Genomic DNA, 20,726 nt, shown 5'->3' on the forward strand with positions numbered 1-20,726 from the left:
TATTATCCTTGTTGGTGGCGCTTGATTAACATTTTGGTAATCATTTTTGGCAATAACCAAGCTAATAAAAAACCTAAAGCGGGGAGGATCATTTGCATTAACGCATATACAGCACTAATCCTGCGGCTTCCACCATTGGCGAGTGCAACTGCTTCAGTGGTAATGGTGTTAATTCGCCCGCCACCAGTAAGCAAAGTGGGTAAGTATTGGCTAAAGCTAATGGCTAAACCGAGCGCGCAAGCAATGAATATCGGCCCAATTAACATGGGCAGTTTAATCCTAAAAAAGATTTTCGCTTTGGTCGCACCAAGACTGGCGGCAACAATACTAAAGCGTGGGTCTAAACGTCGATAGCTGCTAGCCAGTGATAAAAACACATAAGGTAATACAAACAACAAATGGGCCAGTACCACATTGGTAAAGGTATGCTGACTGTTGACTTGCTCAAGTAACCACACCAGACCAAATAAAAACGCGATGCTTGGAATAAGCAAAGGCAGATAAATTAATACACTCCCCAGTAGCGATAGCGATTTTCCGCTGTGCTGCTCCGCTTCTAAAGTGAGTAAGGTTAAGCTTATCGCTAGGGCTGTGGCGCAAAGGGCAATCAGTACCGTGTCGATAAGTGGCGTGTGCATTTGTTGTAATGCCGTTTGCCAATGCAGCATGACAACTTGTTGCGGCAAGGTATCAGGGAAATGCCAGAAACCAGCAAAAGACCATAGTAGCATTCCCACTAATGCCAAACCTATGATGGTCATCATTAAGGCGGTGATCACATGGGTTATCTTTTGGATGATGGCGCCGCCGTAATCGCGCCGGCCATTGGTTAACATCGATTTAGCGAATTGACACACTAAGCCTTCTAGTAGCCACCAGCAGGCTAATACGAATAAGGTGAGTTGAATTTGTAATATTGCCCCTGCTGATGCTTTAATCCGTAGGCTTAAGTCCACATCATGAAACCACTGCATAATCGCTACAGCCAATGTCGGTGGATTGTTAGGGCCTAAAATTAAGGGGATTTCGACGCTAGCACTGGCGTAGGCCATTACTGCTAATATTGGTAAGCGTAGGTGAGGATAGAGGCTTGGCAACACCACTTTAAAAAATGCGGTTATTGGGCAATAACCTAAGCTCAATGCCACTTTATGTTGTGCCCGCAATGTTTGCCCAAGATCGGGTTGCGCTAACACGCCCAGCGCCATCAGCAATAAAAAAGGCAGCTCTTTTAATGTTAGGCCAAGAATAATACTCAGCCCCATCGCATCGTGTGGGTATAACCAATCGGGAGGTGCATTCCAACCACTTAACCAAGGTGAGACTAAGCGCGATATCATGCCCGACGGGGTGATAAGAAATCCAATAGCAATGGCCGCCGCGGCATGAGGGATAACAAGGATTGGCCCTAAAAGCCGTTGAATATAACCCAGCCAAGGACTGGTAAAGTAACTTGCTAGGATAAGTATCGTGATCAAAAAGGCTAAGAAGGTGCTGACAAAGCTGGTGCCGATGCTCAATAACGCCATGTGACCAATACCCGGTGTTTGCCATAATTGGCTAAAACCATTCAAGCTCAACGAGGTTTGATCTAATGCTGGGATCCAACCAAATGCAGGCAACATTACGCCAATCAAGCCACCCATTACCGGCATAACTAACAATGCCATCATGATGAATGGACTGATGCGTACAATAGGATTAAACAACCTAGCTACCGTGCTCATTGCATCACTCCATAGCGTTGTAACCATAGCTTTGCAATCACTTTACTCCAGCTTGGATCGGGCTCGCTCAACGCTGGGCTGATTGCTTGGTTAGCGATAGTTGCACTGGGATGTGACTGAGCGGATGGATTAAACCAGGCTTGTTGCTCGGCAGTCAGCTTAGATGTTGCCAACACGCTGATGTCGCCCCATACACTGGGTTGTTGTTTTTTTGCTTGTGCTTGTGGGCTAAGTAAAAAATTGACGAGCAGTTTAGCGCTATTAGCGTGAGCAGCATTATAGGGGATGGCGATAAAATGGACATTACTCAAGCTGCCATCTTGCATACGATAGCTGCGGCTACTGTCGGGTAATTCAAAACGCGCCACTGCCGCCGGAATTTCGGCGGCAGAAAAAGTAAATGCTAGGGCAAGTTCGCCATCGCCGATTAAACGACGTAATTCCATGCCGCTGGACATAAAGTGGCGGCCTTTGCGCCATAAATACGGGTGTAACTCATCTAAATATTGCCACAACACCGGCAATAACAGAGCTTGGCTTTGTGCCGTGGCAGGTTGATAAAGTCGATTTTTGATTGCCTCAGGTTGAGCGTTATTCAGTACAATCAGGGCATACTTTAAAAAGCTGGTGGCCAAAAAGTCTGGTGGCTTAGGGTAGGTGAACCTGCCTGGATGTTGTTTGACCCATTCGCTTAATTGTTGCAAGGTTTGCGGTGGTGATTGTGTCGCTAGGCTGTCGTAATAAAAAGTCAGTGCAGCTTTACCCCATGGCGCTTCCATGCCTTGTGTTGGTACGCCAAAGTCGCGGGTCATTGCTGGGTTGTTGTCTGGGTCAGTTAAGCTAAAGTTGGGTAATTGTGCGACCCAGTTTGGCGCAAGGAGTTGATGCTTGGCCATGGCGGCAAAGTTTTCACCGTTAATCCACACTAAATCGACTTGGCCTTGAGTGTTATTACCTGCTGACTTTTCTGCTAATACTCGACTGACCGCTTCGCTGGTGTCGGTGAGTTTTACATGGTGTAAATTGATCTGATACTGCTGCTTAACTTGCTTGGCAACCCACTGAATATAACGATTGATTTGTGGATCGCCGCCCCAAGCATGAAAGTATACGTCTTGGTTTATTCCACGAGCTTCAATATCTGACCATGTTGCTGAACCAGTAGTTTTGGCATCAGCTTCACCAGTCCAAAGACAGGCGCATACACTGATAATTAACGCCGTTATGGCAATGATATGCACTTTAGGTTTAGGTGTTTTGCTGAATAACATCCACTTAGCGAACCGCATTTAATGACCAGTCATAATCTAAAAAATCGATATTCAATTGCTGTTTTTGTGCCGCGGTTTGAAGTGCCGGACTGAGCTTTAGCCCACTAGGATAGAGTAATAAAAATGCGTCAACAGAATCAGCTCCGCCAAAGCCTTTGGTAAAATCGTCGCCATACCATTTAAAAATTGCAGACAAATAGACTGTGTCGCCTTTGGCGTAGTTGCGGCTGCTATCGGCAAGGAAACGTTGGGTTTGCGCATCGAGTTGCATGTCGAGTTTAGCGCCAGTGTAAGCTTCTTCGCGCAGTGCAGGGCAACCAATGCTGGCACAATTTACCGCAAAATGAATTCTAGGATCATTGTAACGATCGCTGCCGCGGATCAGTTTATGCTCAATATCATTGAGACTGCGGGTTTTACCCAGTAATGGGATAAAACTCTTGTCCCATGGTGAGCTGAAAAATCCACCTAAGTCTTTGATTGAGTCGATATCAGGGTACTTGGTTAAGATAAGTTCAACTGTCCAGGCGTTGTAAGCATTGATGAGCATGGCCAGTTGTGCCGGCTTATTCCAAGCATCAAATTGAGTTTGAGTAATTTGACCGAGTTGTTTGAGATACAGGGTCAATATCGTTCGGTCTTGCTGCATGGCGGCGTAGTCTACCGCGCTACTGTGACCTTGGTTTATCGGCTTAACATGACGGCTGAGTAATGTATTCCAGTTATCGTGTAGCGCCATGATCTGGTTATCTAGTGTATTGTTATCAGCAGCTTGGTTGTTGATCGCCTGACTAATAGCCGGACTCTTTATAGCAGAAATAACGTCAGACTGATCCACTGCCGCAATAGCCGCATGACTAGCAAGCAAACTCAGCAATAAACCGACAGTCAGCATAAACGATTGAGCATATCGCGTTAATCTTTTCATTATCTGAGACCTATTCTTGTTATATAGAGTCGCTTTATAACAGCCATTATCGAGAGTTATGTTCTAAGAATCATCATCAGAACGATTATTTAAGGCCTATAACCTAAGGCCCATTTTCATAAACCCAAGTGATTACTCAGTAGGGTTAGCCACGACGCCAAGTGTGGTATTTTTCTAACCAGCGCAGCACAGTTGCTGGAGCATGGTTTCGCTTCCATTCACCAGCGGCGTACTTGTTGCCTTCGGCCCATGTTGGGTAGCTGTGAATTGTGCCCAAAATCTTATTCAGTCCCAAGCCGTGTTTCATTGCCAACACAAATTCTGCAATTAAATCGCCAGCGTGTTCTGATACCACGGTCACGCCTAAGATTTTATCTTTACCTTTAGGGGTAATCACTTTAATAAACCCTTGGGTGGCACTGTCGGTAATGGCACGATCAAGTTCAGCAAAATCAAAGCGAGTTACTTCGTAATCAATGCCTTGCTGCTGGGCTTCGTATTCATTTATACCCACTCGAGCCACTTCTGGATCGATAAAGGTGGTCCACGGGATCACGCGATAATCGACTTTGAATTTTTTCAAATGACCAAACAGTCCATTGACTGCCGCGTACCAGCCTTGATGCGCTGCCACGTGAGTAAATTGATACGGGCCAACAATATCGCCTGCCGCATAGATATTTGGGTATAAGGTTTCTAAGTATTCATTGGTGACGATAGTGCGCTTTGTCTCAATGCCTAGCTCTTCCAAACCGTAACCGCTTAAGCGGGCACTACGACCAACAGCACATAATAGCTGGTCGTACTCTAACGCTAATTCTTGCTGTTGATGCTCAACGATAAGGTATTTTTTACCATCGCGTAGTTCACAGCGCAGTGCTTGATGAGAGGTTAAAATATTCACGCCACTTTTTTGTAAGGCTTGGGTGGCAAACTCTGACACTTCACGATCTTCTTTGATCATGATGCGTTCAGCCATTTCAACTTGAGTGACTTGCGATCCTAAGCGGGCAAAGCTTTGCGCCAATTCAGATCCTATAGGGCCGCCACCTAATACCACCAATTTTTGCGGCGCAGTGTCGAGTTTGGCAAATTCATCCCACAAGGTATCACTGGTGACATAGCCGACTTCTTCTATGCCTGGTAACGGTGGCACAAACGGGCGAGCACCTGTTGCGATGACAATACTGCGCGCGGTTAAGCGGCTAGTGTTACCGTCTGGGTGGCTAATTTCTACTGTCCATGGGTCGACTAATTTTCCGTAGCCTTTGACGACGTCGACACCTAAATTGGTGTAACGCTCAATGCTGTCGTGGGGAGCAATATCGGCCACCACTTGATGCACGCGCGCCATGACTTTTTTAAAAGAAAACTCAGGTGTAGTGTCTTCTAGGCCGTAATGATGGGCGTTTCTTATTTGCTGAGCAATTTTAGCGCTTTTAATAATCGCTTTACTGGGCACACAGCCATAGTTTAAGCAGTCGCCGCCCATTTCTCCGGCTTCAATTAAGGTTACTTTGGCTTTTACTGCGGCAGCAATATAGCTAGTAACTAGGCCTCCGGCACCTGCACCAATTACAATTAAGTTGCGATCAAACTTAGCGGGTTTAGTCCATTGACTGTATACGCGGCGTTTTTTAATGGTATTGACTATCGCTTTAGCAATAAGAGGGAATAAGCCTAATAGTGCAAATGATATAATCAGATTAAACGATAAAATGTTCGTTAAGCTGTCAATCTGCGCCAGCTGAGTACCGGCATTAACGTACACAAAGGTGCCCAAAAACATACCAACCTGGCTTACCCAGTAAAAAGTCCACGATTTAAATGAAGTGACGCCCATCAATAAATTAATCATGAAAAATGGGAATATGGGCACTAAGCGTAAGGTGAATAAATAAAAGCCCCCCTCTGTTTCAATGCCTTTATCAATCGCCGCTAAACGTTCAGGGAAGCGCTTTTTGATTGAGTCGCGCAATAAGTAGCGTGAGACTAAAAAGGCCAATAATGCGCCAATACTTGAAGCAAACGAAGCAATAATCAACCCTTCAACAATACCAAATAGTGCTCCAGAGGCAATGGTGAGAATGGCTGCGCCGGGAAGAGACAATGCCGTCACAGTTACATACAGTATAAAGAATCCGCCAATAACTAATAATGGCGATTGCTCGCGCCATTGGTGGAAATCATTCATCGAGGCTTTTAAGCCTTCTAAGGTCAGTAAATGATGCAAGTCGAAGTAGAAAAACAGTACTACTAATAATGTAGCAATGAGTAATAGGATAATTTTTTTAATCATAAACAGTCGCCTTAAAATGAATGTTGCAAGGTCAGCGTGGCGTTAACAGGTAGCTCAGGGAAAACCAAGGTTGAGCCAAAATAACCGCCTTCAAATACAGGGCGCCAGTTGTTTTGATTGGTCACATTATTCACGTCCAGCCTTAAGCTTGTTTGCGGTGTAAAGTCATAGCGAGTGTTGATATTAAGCGTGTATTGATCGCGGATGTACACAGTCGCTAAAAAATCTAATGGGTAACTCTTGGTATATAGACCGGAGAAACCTGCTTGCCATTTTTCTGTAATGGCAATACCACCATTAATTGTCAATGTCTGCTCAGGCAAGCCTTGAACTCGACGATTTGACGGTGCAAATGAGGCAAAGTTTGGCGCTCCAATTCCAGTGCCTTGGATGATATCCGGGCGCGAATTGTCAAAGCTGTCGGCCACTTGCACTGTGTCTTGGCTACTTGCTGAGTCATCATAGCGAGCGTCTAAATAGCTGTAACCTGCGCTAAACCAATATGGATCGGCATCAAAAAAGGCTTGAGCCTCAAATCCCTTGGTGCGAATGCCGGTATTGCTGCCATCTCGGTTACGCAGGCTGCGTTTTTGATCAAACACAGCGGCATCGACATACCAAGCGCTGTCTGTTGGTGAGTATTTTATACCGACTTCATTAAGGGTATTTTCAGTGGCAAAGTTTTGACGACTAATTTGGTTGTTTGCACCTAAGGTATTGCCACCGCCCATACTGTTTGAGGTTGATTCATTATAACTAGCGCTGGCATAGGTGGTGATAGCATCGGTGAGTTTATAGCTGAGACTAATTTGTCCAGACTCTAGCATTTCATGAATAGAATCGCTGGCCGCAATTTGACCTTGTGGCGCAATAGGATCGCGTGCCTGGACATCATAAAAATCAGCTCGATAACCTATGCTGGTCGAAAACTTATCTGTCCATTGACTGTTGTGTTGGATCGCCAAGCCGGTTTGCCAACTGCTGGAGTCTGTGGTGTCAGACAATGAAAAGTTGCCACTGCCATCACCGTTGGTATCGTATTGGGCTCCGGGTGACACAAACACACCTGGGCGCAGCTCAACTAGCCTTGCTTGCTGCTCAGCAGTCAGTGGAATACGGCGGTTTTCAATTGGACCCGTCAAGTCGATAGGTAAGTCAGCTTCGGTGGTAAATTGGCTGTAACCTAACACTTTGTTGTAGCGAAGATCCACCGCGGCAATGGTACTTTGGCTGTCATTCCATTGATAGGCTAATTCAAGGCGGTTTTGGGCTGTGTCAGCACCATCAATGATTTCAACAAAACTGTTTTGAGCGATTTCTTCACGTTCTAAATGCTGATAATAAGTGATGTTTTTAAGAGTGGCGTTATCACTAAGTTGGCGCACATATGTGCTGTGCAGCAAAAAGGTTTGTGCGTCGTTAGTGTTATCGGGATCGGTTAATACTTGGCTGCGATCTATCTCAACTAAGCCGGTTGGCGATACGATGGCATTGGCTCCAGCAATAGTACTGCCATTAGGTTGAACACCTTGACCAGTAATATATAAACCGTTGTCGATTAATGCTTGAGTAGGGCGATTAATCCCCGCGTTGTCGGTAAATTCAACATCATAGTATTCGACGTTAATATCCCAAGTACTGACATCGTCGGGCAGTAATCGAAATGCCACAAAAATACTGTCACTTTTAAAGCCTGAGTAATCGTAATAGCTGCCGTTATCTATGTGTTCAGCGCTTAAACGTATGCCACTTTGGTTGGCGACTAGGTCTGTGGCGACATCTAATTGAGCGCGATAATGGTCCCAACTGCCACCCGATGCCGTGATCTTGCCAAATTTACTGTCAGTTGGCGCAGTTTTCGAATGTAAATTAACAAAACCACCGTTACGTTGACTGGTACCGAGTAGCACTGGTGGTGCACCTTTGACGACATCAATTTGCTCTACTGCATTAAACGACATGGGAATCCCAAAGCCGTTATTACCGGCCTGGCGACGAACACCATCTTGGTACAGTTCACCTAATTGACCGCGAATGGTTGGCAAACTCGATGCACCGAAGCCGCTGGCTGAATAACTGTTAGGGCTGACTTTTTGAATGTCTGATAAATCAGTGATATTAAGCTGTTCAATCATTTCACTGGTGATAGGCGTGACCGAGCGGGCAATATCTTTTAATGCTATGCCATCCCCAAAGGGGCCGTTGATCTTAGTGCTTTTAGGTGACATGCCTTTATCGTTAATCGCTTTACCTGATACTTGAATCACTTCGATAGTGGAAGTGTCTTCAGCTGCAGTTGTCAAAGATGAATACAAGGCTAGGCTAACCGCTAGCGCGATAAGTGAACGATTTTGATGGCGATGAGTAGGCATAATATTTTCTGCTGTGATGAACATGGTTAAAGAGACCTTCTAATTAACTTTTTTGTTTCAACCATGTTATGCCTATTTTTATAGGCTTAGGTCTAAATGGCATAGATGACAGTGCAACATAGTTGCGCGTTACTCGGTCAATTAGTGGCAAATGCGATTTTTGATTAAAAAGTCAGTTTAGCCTATTAAAAGCTCATTAGTTTTAGATAGATACCACTTTATTATTATTTTTTAAGGAATGATGATGCAAACAACACTTAGCGGCGATGTTCAACGCAAATTGCAATGGTCATTACTGGCTTTACGTTTAGGCGTATTTTTGGTGATGCTAGTGTGGACATTGGATAAGTTTGTTAATCCTGGCCATAGCATGAAGATATTTGAAAAGTTTTATGGCATTAGCGGCATGAATGAAGTTGCCGCCTATATTATGGGCGCACTGCAATTAACCTTAGTATTTGCGTTTGTATTGGGGTTTAAAAAGCATATTACTTACGGGATTATCTTTCTCATGCATGGCGCTTCAACCTTGTCGGCATTTAATCAATATTTTGATGCGTTTAATAACTTATTGTTTTTTGCTGCATGGCCAATGTGGGCCGCGTGTTTTGCGCTGTACATGTTAAGAGATGAAGATACTAAGTTTACTGTGCAATAAATGACTAACCGCTTTTAGGCACAAAAAGGCCGGCTAAATATATTTAGCCGGCCTTTTTATTGGCTGCTCAATGTTAAACTCGAATACAAAACACCAAACTTAAGGGGTAAGCACTCAAGGTCATGCTGTCAATTTTGGATATTATTTGGCGTAACGATTACGAATAACCAAAAAGCTAAATAACACCACAATTACCATTTGCGTACTTAAGCCTTGCCATGTCGACGCTATACCTAACCAGCTAATCGACACATCTAAAGGGAAGGGCGTAAGGCTAATTACCGCAGCTTCTTGTAATGCTGAAATACCTTTGCCTGCCAAGATAAACGCTAGAACCAACATGAAGTATGAACTCACCGCAAAGAAGCGGGCTAATGGCAATTTAACTGAGTAGCGCATCATTAACCAAGCAATCACAGCTAAAATAGCCATACCGGCTAGCAAGCCGTAAACTAGGTAACTGACTTGTTCATTACTGCTATCAGAGCCTATGGCTTGAGTCAGTAATGACTGATAGAACAAAATGGTTTCAAAGACTTCACGATAGACCGAAATAAACGCAAGCCCTGTGAGACCCCATAAGGTACCAGTGTTTAAATGACGATCAACATTATTTTTAATGTAACTTTGCCATTTGGAACCTTGGGTTTTACTGTGCATCCAATAACCGACATAGAACAACACCAGAGCAGCCATTAATGCGGCGCCGCCTTCCATTAACTCCCTCGATGCGCCGCTAATGCTAATCAGATTATCTGCTGCCCACCAGGTTAATACTCCCGCAGCGAGTGCCGATATCCAACCAAAATGAACAAATTTAATCGCATCATGGCGCTCGGTTTTAATTAACACTGTCATTAAGGCAATGATCACCAACAGTGCTTCTAAACCTTCGCGCAACAGAATAATTAATGCCGCCGAAAACATGGCATTATTTGATAACGATTGGCCTGTTAATACAGTGTCAGCTTGATTAAGCTGAGTCATTATACTGGCAAACTCTTGATTAATCTGTGTGGTTTGGCCTGGTACTTTCAGTAAGTTTCTAAAGTTAAGCAGTTGGCTCTCGATCGATTTTCGTAAACTACTGTCATGAGCATCTAAGGTATTTTCAATTAACTCAAATCCATCTAAGTATGCACTTACCGCCAAGGTTTGTGCTTGCGCTAACTCATTGGCGTGATAAGCCTCTACTGCAGCTTGCAAGTTTGTGCGTGCAGTTGAAATCGGCGACTCGGCGTGTTGAAACAGTAATTCAGGTTGTGAGCGTAATAACTCAAGTTGGCTACGATCAATGCCGACATCTTGCTGAAGTAATTGTATTGGATTGTTATTGACCCATTGTTGTAATTCAACATTAGTATCATGTTTGCTATGTTCAGTTGCCGTGGCCGTTGGCTCAAATGCTAAGCTGCCAACATAGAAAGCCAGTGACCAACGTTGTTGATCATTTAACTCACTAAAAGCCCGCATCGCGCTGCCATCTAAACCATCAGAAATTGCGTCATACAGTCCCAGTAACGAACGATTTAACGCACGTTCTTGATCGGTGAAATTGGTTGGTTCAGGTGCTAATGATTTGGCTAATGGCCCATTGCCTTGGCCTAAATCACCGTGACAGCTTGAGCAATTTTCGATAAACAATTGCTGAACATGATCTTTGGTTAATAGCTGTGATGGCAGTATTAAGGCCGGAGACTGGCTTAATAACTGTTGGCGGATTTGTTGGCTAAATCCTTGAATAACAGCCAGTGGCGCTTTGTCTTCAATGGCTTGTTGTAATTGCAATGCATCTGTCATTACTGAATTTTGCATATCATTCGCGAGCAGGTTGGTTTTTTCAATAATAATGCTGGCAAATTGCTGCATTTCAGCAAATTCATCAGGATTAGTAATATTACCTGCTGTAACCGCTTCTGAGTAGTCCACCCCAATATATTCAGCTAACTGGAGAATTTGTCGTGTTTGTTTGACAATATCGTCAGATGTCATTGCCGGGCTCTGCGCCCATAGCGTCGTTGAAAAAATCGCACTAATAGCAAGCAATAGGCATCGATTGAAGAAGGATGAGTTGAGCCATTGCCGTCTTAACGTCAAGCTGTTTAAGAAAGTATTCAAGGTATTGCCCCAATAGGAATAAAAGAATTATTCTCTAAAATAAACCAAGTAAATGATAATGATTTGTATTCTACTTATTTGTTAGTAGCTTATCAATCACTGTGAAAGCTTGTTGGTGAGGCTGGTGAGTATTAATCCAGTTTATTTGCGCAAGTATGATCTGATTTCAGGGGGAGGAAATGATTCTGCAATAAATTATTTATTATTATAGTCACTAAAACATTGAGTTATGATTAGTTGCTGTGCAGTATTCATTATTACTGTTTGGTATAAGTCACATTCATTTAAGATAATAAACGGTGTGGCAATCGTCCTTTATCTTGCCGTCTGCGTTATCTGGCCATTTATCCGATTTGAATCTGGCTCGGGTTAGCTATAATGAGCAAAATAAGATTATTCTGTTTATTATAGCTATTCTGACGAGATGTTTTGATAACACACAGGCCGATAATGACGAGTTATATAAGAGCAGGTAGTCAATGACTACCCCAGCAAGCGCTCCAATTTATGGTGATCTTAGTTTGATCGACATAGGCATGGATTTATTTATTGAAATTCATTTTGCCAATGGCAAAACCGTCCAATCACGTTCGAGTATGATTGGTTATCAACTTGGGCGTTTTATCTTAATTGAGTATCCAAACAAAGGTCTTTCTGAGGCTTATCAGCATATGCTAGTGAATGCTGAAATTGTTGTAAGAGCCATGACCAATAGCGGCTTTAAAGACATCATTGCGTTTAAGTCATCTATTTTATCTATCGTTAATCAACCTATTAAGATGTTATGTCTCAGTGTTCCGAAAATCATCATTAAGAAAAAGTTACGCGATCAGCTCAGAGTTAATATTGAACAAGATGTATTTGTTATTCACAATGACGCTAAAGTGAGCACCAAAATGGTTGATTTTTCATTTTCGGGGTGTTTGCTGACCTTAGATGCCAACGCGGTAAGTTTTGCCGAAGGCGAGCAAATACACGTGTCTATTTCGATCAATACTGAACTTTCTGGCATTTTATCTGGCAGTGCGGTAAAAGTTAAAAATGTTCAAGGGCTATTACACGTGGGGATCAAATTTTCAGATGATAATTCGTTATTAAAAGACAATATCTTCAGCTATTTTTTAGTTAATTCGACTCGACACTCATAATTAACAGTGAGTCATAGTAAAAATAAACTAAAAAAAGCGCATCATAAGATGCGCAAAAATTCACAAGCAAACACGTTATAACAGCTTGTTATTATCAAGCTAACCTAGAATGTCTATCCTGTTAGGCTAGCAAGCTATTAATCTAAATAGTTTAAAATCCCTAATGCCGCATCTCGACCTTCTGCAATCGCTGTCACGACTAAGTCAGAGCCTCGCACCATATCTCCGCCAGCAAACACTTTTGGATTGGTGGTTTGAAACGGGTTGTCATCTGTTTTATTGGCTTTCACTAGGCCCCATTCATTGGTTTCGATACCAAAATCACTAAACCATGCGGCAGGGCTAGCTTGGAAACCAAAGGCAATAATCAGCGCATCAGTTGCTAACACTTGCTCACTACCTGGAATGATTTCAGCGCGTTGACGTCCGCTGGCATCAGCTTCGCCCATTCGGGTTTCAACGCACTCAATCCCGACCACTTGACCGTTTTCAGCTTTAATGGCCACAGGTTGACGATTAAATAAGAAATTAACGCCTTCCTCGCGAGCATTTTGTACTTCACGACGTGAACCCGGCATGTTGGCTTCGTCACGGCGATAAGCACATGTCACGCTTTTAGCACCTTGACGAACAGCTGTTCGTAAACAGTCCATTGCAGTATCACCGCCGCCTAGCACCACGACATCTTTACCTTCGAGGCTTAGATACGGTGTCGCTTCGTCTTGAGTACCCATAATGTGATGAGTATTACCAATAAGATACGGCAGGGCTTGGATCACGCCTTGGGCATCTTCATTAGGCAGTTTTGCTTTCATGGCGGTGTAAGTACCCATACCCAAGAATACAGAATCGTATTCGTCTAACAGGCTTTGGAAGCTCACATCTTTTCCGACAGTGACACCCATTTTGAATTTGATGCCCATACCTTCAAGCACTGAGCGACGTGTCGCCATGACCTCTTTATCAAGCTTAAATGACGGTATGCCGTAAGTGAGCAAACCACCAATTTGTGGATACTTGTCATACACTACTGTTTGCACACCATTGCGTGCCAGAATATCAGCACAACCAAGACCTGCAGGACCCGCTCCAATGATGGCAACACGCTCTTTACGAGGAGTCACTTGAGTCATGTTTGGGCGCCAACCTTGTGATATTGCAGTATCGGTAATGTATTTTTCAACACTACCAATAGTCACGGCACCAAAGTCATCGTTTAAGGTACAGGCACCTTCACATAAGCGGTCTTGTGGGCACACTCGGCCACAAATTTCTGGCAGCGTATTGGTTTCATGCACCAAGTCTGCCGCCTCCATAATCCGGCCTTCTTCTGCCAGTTTTAACCAGTTTGGAATGTAGTTATGCAGTGGGCATTTCCATTCGCAATACGGGTTACCACAGTCCAGACAACGATCGGCTTGCTGCTTGACTTCTGGTTGTGTAAACGGCTGATAAATTTCAATAAATTGTGTGGCACGTTTCTTGGCTTCATGTTTAACCGGGTCTACTCGACCCACTTCGATAAATTGAAAGTCATTGCTCATAATAATTACCCTGCTTTTACCACTAATTCCGGACTCTTCTGCTCAATTTTTAGCAGGTCAGCAACGGCAATATTCGTTGGTTTAACTAATACGAAACAATCCAACCAGTTTTCAAAATCACTCAATATCATTTTGGCATGCTCACTGCCTGTTTCTTCATAATGAGTTTCAATAAGACCTTTTAAGTGCTGCTGGTGGATTTTTGATTCTACTTTATGGGTGTCGACCATTTCGGTGTTTACCCGACGATTAAAACGCCCAAATTGGTCAAACACATAAGCAAATCCGCCTGTCATACCTGCACCGAAGTTAACTCCAGTTTTACCTAGGATAACCACGATACCACTGGTCATGTATTCGCAACAATTATCGCCACTGCCTTCAACGACAGCGATGGCGCCAGAGTTACGCACAGCAAAACGCTCACCCGCTTGGCCTGCGGCAAATAATTTACCGCCCGTTGCGCCATACAAACAGGTGTTACCCATAATGGCACTGCGTTCACTCTGGAACGGGCTACCAATAGGCGGATGAATAACGATTTTACCGCCTGACATCCCTTTACCAACATAATCATTGGCGTCGCCGCAAAGCCTAAGTTCAAGGCCTGGGCTATTCCAAACCCCAAAACTTTGTCCTGCGCTACCGCTAAAACCAAGGGTTAACGGTTGTTTTGCGCCCGCGACCCCGACTTTAGTGGCAATATAGCCTGACAGTGTTGCGCCAACAGAGCGATCGGTATTATTAATTTGATATTGATAAGTAAACGGTTCACCGAGATCAACTGCCGTACGACAATCAGCTAACAAGGTTTGGTTTAACTGACCCACATCGGATGGCGGATTGATTTCTTTCCATGTCAGTGACGTATTTGGCTGCACTTTAGGCTTGTATAAAATCGGCGCTAAATCTAAGCCACGTTGCTTGTCTGTTTGACCTTCAATCGCATACAACCAGTCGCTGCGTCCAACTAAATCTTCGAACTTGGTGACACCTAATGCTGCCATCCATTCACGCACTTCTTGAGCAACAAACTCAAAGTAGGTCATGACACGTTCTGGTAAGCCGTGATAGTGATTATCACGTAAGTTTTTATCTTGAGTCGCAACACCTGTGGCACAGTTATTAAGATGACAAATACGTAAGTATTTACACCCAAGCGCAATCATAGGCACAGTGCCAAATCCAAAGCTTTCAGCCCCGAGTAATGCAGCTTTAATCACATCAGTACCGGTTTTTAAACCGCCATCCACTTGTAAGCGAATTTTATGACGTAAGCCATTTTCTACCAGTGACTGATGCACTTCCGCTAAACCGAGTTCCCAAGGAGAACCAGCATATTTCACTGAGGTGATTGGGCTTGCACCAGTACCGCCATCGTAACCCGATATGGTGATCATATCGGCATAGGCTTTGGCGACACCCGTTGCAATAGTGCCCACGCCTGGTTCTGAAACCAGCTTGACCGACACCAAGGCTTTTGGATTGATTTGTTTTAAATCAAAAATCAGCTGAGCCAAATCTTCAATAGAATATATATCATGATGTGGTGGCGGTGAAATGAGGGTCACACCAGGACGTGCATGACGTAATCCGGCAATTTCCACACTCACTTTATGACCAGGTAACTGGCCACCTTCACCGGGTTTTGCCCCTTGTGCCACTTTAATTTGCAGCACATCTGCGTTAACCAGATAGTGAGCTGTCACTCCAAATCGACCAGATGCAATTTGCTTAATGGCTGAGTTACGTTCGCTATTGAAACGACGCGCGTCTTCTCCGCCTTCACCTGAGTTTGAGCGACCGCCAAGACGATTCATCGCAACCGCTAATGCTTCATGGGCTTCAGGGCTTAATGCGCCAATACTCATGGCAGCACTGTCAAAGCGTGAGTAAAGTGTTTCAGCGCCTTCAACAGTCTCTTGCTCAACTGCGTCAAGCTGGCCTTTAATGCCAATTAAATCGCGCAGTGTTGCCACTGGGCGATCATCAACCAAGCGAGTAAACTTTTTATACTCAGCGTAGTTTTTGTCTTTTAGCGACGCTTGCAAGGTATTGACAACATCTGGGTTAAAGCAGTGATATTCGCCGCCTTCAACATACTTAAGCAAGCCACCTTGTGGTAGCGGTACATGGGCGCGATAGGCCGCAGTATGGAGTATTTTTTGGTCATCGGCGATATGGTTAAAGCTAACCCCTTCAATACGGCTTATTACGCCTTTAAAGCACAATTCAATCACATCACTGGCTAAACCGACGGCTTCAAACTGTTGGCTACAACGGTATGATCCGACGGTACTAATGCCCATTTTTGACATGATTTTACGCAAACCTTTTTCAATGCCATAACGGAAGTTAAGCATTAATGGGGTCACATCATCTATCTGATGCAATTTAGCCATCGCAGAAATAGATTCGTATGCTAGGTAAGGGTAAATAGCTGTCGCGCCAAAGCCGATTAGTACCGCAAAATGATGTGGGTCACGAGCCGATGCGGTTTCAACAATAATGTTAGTGTCGCAACGTAAACTTTTATCGACTAAACGTCGCTGCACAGCTCCGACAGCCATTGCGGCTGGGATCACTTGAGCATTTTTTGCAACAGCGCGATCAGACAAGACTAATAATGTTGTGCCACTGCGCGCTAAGCGTTCTGCTTCGTCTGTTATACGACGAATAGCCTGCTCTAAGGTTTCTTGAGCATCGTAGTTCAAGTCAACTGTATTGGCGCGATAGTTAGTGCTATCGAGTCCAAGTAATTGGTTAAAATCGCTGAATAATAAAATTGGCGAATTAAACATCACTCGGTAAGCATTACCTGTGGTTTCGCTAAAAAGATTTTGTTCACGTCCTACACAGGTCGCGAGCGACATTACGTGTTTTTCACGCAAAGGGTCAATCGGTGGGTTAGTCACCTGAGCAAATTTTTGACGGAAATAGTCATACAAGGAGCGTGACTTTTTCGACAATACAGCCATAGGTGTATCATCGCCCATTGAGCCAATGGCTTCTTCGCCTTTGCTGGCTAGTACCCAAATAACTTGCTCTAATTCTTCACGAGTAAAACCAAACTGTTTTTGATATTGCAGCAGTGTTTTGGCATCGAAGCCACTTGAACCTTGTTTTGTCGGCGCAATTTGCTCTGCAGGGATCAATGTCTGACTGTTTTTAGCCATCCACTCTTTGTAAGGATGACGACGCTTTAGGTCATTATCAATTTCAAATGAGTGATACAAGCGACCATTTAAGGTGTCTAAGACTAATAACTCGCCTGGCCCAACACGGCCTTTTTCAATCACTTCATCGGCGGAATAATCCCAAATACCCACTTCAGACGCTAAGGTGAGGATACGATCCTTGGTTATAACGTAGCGAGAAGGGCGTAGGCCGTTACGATCAACTGCACAGGCAGCATGGCGACCATTGGTCATTACAATGCCTGCAGGGCCGTCCCACGGCTCCATGTGCATTGAGTTAAAATCATAAAAAGCTTTTAACTCGTCATCCATTTCAGGATTAGATTGCCATGCTGGTGGAATAAGCAAACGCATTGCACGGTATAAATCCATGCCACCGGATAACAGCATTTCGAGCATGTTATCTAAAGAAGACGAGTCTGAACCGGTTTCGTTAACAAAAGGGGCCGCTTGTTGTAAATCGGGTAATAAAGGCGAGTTGAATTTATAAGCACGCGCTCTTGCCCATTGACGGTTGCCGGTTATGGTATTGATCTCACCATTATGAGCGAGATAACGAAACGGTTGTGCTAATGGCCATTTTGGCGATGTATTCGTTGAGAAGCGCTGGTGAAATAAGCAAATCGCACTTTTTAAACGAATATCTGCTAAGTCTGTATAAAATGATGGCAGGTCTGCTGGCATCATTAATCCTTTATAGACTATGACTTGCCCAGAAAGACTAGCAACATAAAAATCTTTATCGTCTGTTATTTGTTGCTCAAGACGGCGACGAGCCATATATAAGCGACGTTCAAGATCTTTCTCACGCCATCCCACTGGCGCGTTAATCAATACTTGATAGATTTGTGGCAAGCTTTTCCGGCCGATCTCCCCCAGAACATCTGGATTGATCGGAACTTTACGCCAGCCAGCGACACTTAACGTTTCTCTTTGTAATTCTTTTTCTAAAATGAACTTCGCTTCATCAGCGCGTTGCTCATCTTGGCTAAGAAATAGCATACCCACCGCAAATTTGCGGCTTAAATGCCAATCATTTTCAGCCGCAATAGCTTCAAAAAAATCTGTAGGCATTTGCATTAATAAACCACAGCCATCACCTGTGCGTCCGTCAGCTGCAATACCACCACGATGCTTCATTCGATCGAGACCATGAATCGCGGTACGCACAATACGGTGACTCGCGTCTCCGTCCATTTGTGCAATCAAACCAAATCCGCAATTGTCACGCTCAAAACTGGGATGATACAAGCTCATACAAAAAACCCCCTAAACCTCTACTAGATACGACTCGGGGTAAATTTGAAGAATATCCATAGATATGCACCCGAACCATCCAAATTAAACCGAGAATGCATAAAGGTCAAACCAAAAAAATGCAACAAACTGAAATATAATTACTAGAAAAAGGTAATAAGCTGTCAAGTTTACGTTAACGTAAACTGTGTTTTTAGCGCTATAACGTTATGAATAAAAAGAATTTTAGAAAAAAATTAAATTACTGATTACCTTTTTATAACAATGGCGGTTAATTGTTTTTGAAACAAAAATAATGAATTTTATTTCAAACACAGTCTTTGGGTAAAAAATTATTATAAATGAGTAAATATTCACTTTTTTGTCGATGTAAATAAACTAAATTGTTTTAAACGTTATTTAGTTTGTACATAAGTTTATAACTCGCTTGAGTTAATAGACGGTTTTATTGATTTAGCACCAAGACAGGTGTTTATCGACTGACTACACTGGCGAACTTTGGCGTAATAATGAGACTGTATTTTGGGTTTAGATGACTACGTAAATACGTTTGGCGTGTATTGCAAACGTCTATATGGACAAAGGGTAAAAAAATTAACCATTGATGCCCAATTTACTTGTCCTAATCGTGATGGCACCTTAGGGGTGGGAGGGTGTACTTTTTGCAACGTTGCCTCATTCAGTGGTGAACGAGGTAGAGAACAACCGATAGCGATACAATTAACTGAAGGCAAAGTACGTGCGCAATCGGCAAAAAAATGTACCTCTTCGGTGAATACAAATACTGCACCCACAGCTAAATATATTGCTTATTTTCAAGCTTACACTAGTACTTATGATGAGTATGAAGTGCTTAAGCAAAAATATGATCAAGCGCTGGAGGATAGCGATATTGTAGGGTTACATATTGGTACTCGTCCTGATTGTGTTCCTAATGAAGTAATTGATTTACTGGTTGAGTATCAACAACGAGGGATAGAAGTATGGCTAGAATTAGGCTTACAAACAGCCAATGATCATACTTTAAAGCGGATTAATCGTGGCCATCTGTTATGCGAATATCGTCGGACGGTAAAAAATGCCCGCGCTAGAGGCATTAAAGTGTGTACTCATTTGATATTAGGGCTCCCAGGCGAAACGTCGATTGACTATTTTAATAGCTTACAAACTGTATTAGGCATTGGTGTAGATGGACTTAAATTACATCCTTTACATGTTGTTGAAGGCAGTACGATGGCGAAGCAATGGCGTTATAATGCTATGCCATTATTGACCCTTGAAGAGTATGCCGCTGAAGCTGCAAAACTTATTCGACATACCCCAAAAAATATTATCTTTCATCGGGTAACTGCTTATGCCAAAAAACCAATCTTACTCGCCCCAGATTGGTGTGCTTTTCGTTGGGATGGCTTGGTTGCGATCGTAAGCGAGTTACGTGAATTTGGTGGGCAAGGCAGTGCATTAATCGCTAGCCAACCTAAAACCTCCTGGGGCGAGTGATCGCTGCGGGTCGATTATTGGCAATCAAATAGGTTCAACATTTAGGTCGATTTTTGTGATGTTATATAGGAGTGATAACTATTATCACTAAAAATTTGGCTGAAAAATTATCAATGTGAGGTATTTTTAAACATTGGTAATACCAGTTGAGTAGTTATGTTGAAAAAATGTGATATTTTGTCATTAAATAGCGGTTAAATATTAGCAAGCCTTGCATAGGGTATTTTACTCGGTATCATATTTATAACTTTATAGCGTTATATTTGATAGAGGTGCCTTAATGGCCACAACGCAGTTAGACTCAATATTGGATCTCAATACGCTTGAGCAATATATCAGTGCCATTGGAGCTGGAACGTTATTGAAAAGCGTCGTGTTATTCGAGCAGCTAATGCCTGAATATATCAGCAGCCTAGTGAAAGCGGGTGATGCAAATGATAAAGACACCTTATGTGCAGAAGCTCATAAATTTAAAGGTGCAGCAGGGTCTGTTGGCCTGAAACGCATTCAGCAATTTTCACAGTTATTACAACACGGTGAAGAAGCTAAATGGGAAACCGAACACAAGGTATGGCTTGCTGCAATCGTTGAGCATGCTGCCAAAGATTTACAACAGTTGAAAGTATACTTGGAAGCAAAAGCGTAATTTCCATTATGCTAGTCACTATCTGTTTAGATAAATACCTAGACGAGTGCTGAAAGTCATG

General features: G+C 43.3%; 12 protein-coding genes. 4 read left to right on the forward strand and 8 right to left on the reverse strand.

The genetic code is table 11. The features are described from left to right. Positions 1-2 precede the first annotated feature (2 nt). From GW828_RS05010 to GW828_RS05030, 5 genes are all read right to left on the reverse strand, one after another. Positions 3-1,727, reverse strand: a complete 1,725-nt coding sequence (locus tag GW828_RS05010) for an ABC transporter permease (RefSeq protein WP_273057682.1) — start codon at positions 1,725-1,727, stop codon at positions 3-5. Further along, positions 1,724-2,998: an ABC transporter substrate-binding protein gene (locus GW828_RS05015; protein WP_420542419.1), complete on the reverse strand. Its 1,275-nt coding sequence runs from the start codon at positions 2,996-2,998 to the stop codon at positions 1,724-1,726. Before GW828_RS05015 ends, GW828_RS05010 begins: the two co-directional genes overlap by 4 nt. A 4-nt stretch (positions 2,999-3,002) precedes the next feature. Then, positions 3,003-3,926, reverse strand: coding sequence for a DUF547 domain-containing protein (locus GW828_RS05020; protein ID WP_273057684.1), 924 nt, complete (start codon positions 3,924-3,926; stop codon positions 3,003-3,005). A 145-nt stretch (positions 3,927-4,071) separates the two neighbouring features. Continuing rightward, positions 4,072-6,225 (reverse strand): FAD-dependent oxidoreductase, encoded by a 2,154-nt coding sequence (locus GW828_RS05025; protein ID WP_273057685.1) that lies wholly within the window; start codon positions 6,223-6,225, stop codon positions 4,072-4,074. Between the two features lie 11 nt (positions 6,226-6,236). Further along, positions 6,237-8,597 (reverse strand): TonB-dependent receptor, encoded by a 2,361-nt coding sequence (locus tag GW828_RS05030; RefSeq protein WP_273057775.1) that lies wholly within the window; start codon positions 8,595-8,597, stop codon positions 6,237-6,239. A 244-nt stretch (positions 8,598-8,841) separates the two neighbouring features. Here GW828_RS05030 and GW828_RS05035 point away from each other — a divergent pair, with 244 nt between their 5' ends. Further along, positions 8,842-9,255: a hypothetical protein gene (locus GW828_RS05035; RefSeq protein WP_273057686.1), complete on the forward strand. Its 414-nt coding sequence runs from the start codon at positions 8,842-8,844 to the stop codon at positions 9,253-9,255. Between the two features lie 141 nt (positions 9,256-9,396). On the opposite strand, the gene GW828_RS05040 is transcribed toward GW828_RS05035, so the two are convergent. Beyond that, positions 9,397-11,247, reverse strand: coding sequence for a cytochrome c/FTR1 family iron permease (locus GW828_RS05040; protein ID WP_124017086.1), 1,851 nt, complete (start codon positions 11,245-11,247; stop codon positions 9,397-9,399). Between the two features lie 605 nt (positions 11,248-11,852). Between GW828_RS05040 and GW828_RS05045 the strand changes: the two genes are divergently transcribed. Beyond that, entirely contained in the window at positions 11,853-12,521 is a 669-nt protein-coding gene (locus GW828_RS05045) for a flagellar brake protein (RefSeq protein WP_182741372.1), read from the forward strand. 137 nt (positions 12,522-12,658) lie between these two features. On the opposite strand, the gene GW828_RS05050 is transcribed toward GW828_RS05045, so the two are convergent. Together GW828_RS05050 and gltB are read right to left on the reverse strand one after the other, a co-directional pair. After that, on the reverse strand, positions 12,659-14,065 hold the full coding sequence (locus GW828_RS05050; RefSeq protein WP_124017088.1) for an FAD-dependent oxidoreductase: 1,407 nt from the start codon (positions 14,063-14,065) through the stop codon (positions 12,659-12,661). 5 nt (positions 14,066-14,070) lie between these two features. After that, positions 14,071-18,519: a glutamate synthase large subunit gene (gene gltB / locus GW828_RS05055; RefSeq protein ID WP_182698321.1), complete on the reverse strand. Its 4,449-nt coding sequence runs from the start codon at positions 18,517-18,519 to the stop codon at positions 14,071-14,073. Positions 18,520-19,041: 522 nt separating this feature from the next. Between gltB and mnmL the strand changes: the two genes are divergently transcribed. Then, positions 19,042-20,019, forward strand: coding sequence for a tRNA modification radical SAM protein MnmL/YtqA (gene mnmL / locus GW828_RS05060; protein WP_273057687.1), 978 nt, complete (start codon positions 19,042-19,044; stop codon positions 20,017-20,019). 280 nt (positions 20,020-20,299) lie between these two features. Next, positions 20,300-20,665, forward strand: coding sequence for an Hpt domain-containing protein (locus GW828_RS05065; RefSeq protein ID WP_124017091.1), 366 nt, complete (start codon positions 20,300-20,302; stop codon positions 20,663-20,665). Positions 20,666-20,726: the final 61 nt, after the last annotated feature.

The organism is Shewanella vesiculosa (assembly GCF_009994065.1).
GTDB lineage: Bacteria > Pseudomonadota > Gammaproteobacteria > Enterobacterales > Shewanellaceae > Shewanella > Shewanella vesiculosa.

Bases quoted from the DNA above. Each gene is read 5' to 3' on its own strand.
- GW828_RS05010 (WP_273057682.1), bottom strand. From the start codon at position 1,727: ATGAGCACGGTAGCTAGGTTGTTTAATCCTATTGTACGCATCAGTCCA.
- GW828_RS05015 (WP_420542419.1), bottom strand. From the start codon at position 2,998: ATGTTATTCAGCAAAACACCTAAACCTAAAGTGCATATCATTGCCATA.
- GW828_RS05020 (WP_273057684.1), bottom strand. From the start codon at position 3,926: ATGAAAAGATTAACGCGATATGCTCAATCGTTTATGCTGACTGTCGGT.
- GW828_RS05025 (WP_273057685.1), bottom strand. From the start codon at position 6,225: ATGATTAAAAAAATTATCCTATTACTCATTGCTACATTATTAGTAGTA.
- GW828_RS05030 (WP_273057775.1), bottom strand. From the start codon at position 8,597: ATGCCTACTCATCGCCATCAAAATCGTTCACTTATCGCGCTAGCGGTT.
- GW828_RS05035 (WP_273057686.1), top strand. From the start codon at position 8,842: ATGCAAACAACACTTAGCGGCGATGTTCAACGCAAATTGCAATGGTCA.
- GW828_RS05040 (WP_124017086.1), bottom strand. From the start codon at position 11,247: ATGACATCTGACGATATTGTCAAACAAACACGACAAATTCTCCAGTTA.
- GW828_RS05045 (WP_182741372.1), top strand. From the start codon at position 11,853: ATGACTACCCCAGCAAGCGCTCCAATTTATGGTGATCTTAGTTTGATC.
- GW828_RS05050 (WP_124017088.1), bottom strand. From the start codon at position 14,065: ATGAGCAATGACTTTCAATTTATCGAAGTGGGTCGAGTAGACCCGGTT.
- gltB (WP_182698321.1), bottom strand. From the start codon at position 18,519: ATGAGCTTGTATCATCCCAGTTTTGAGCGTGACAATTGCGGATTTGGT.
- GW828_RS05065 (WP_124017091.1), top strand. From the start codon at position 20,300: ATGGCCACAACGCAGTTAGACTCAATATTGGATCTCAATACGCTTGAG.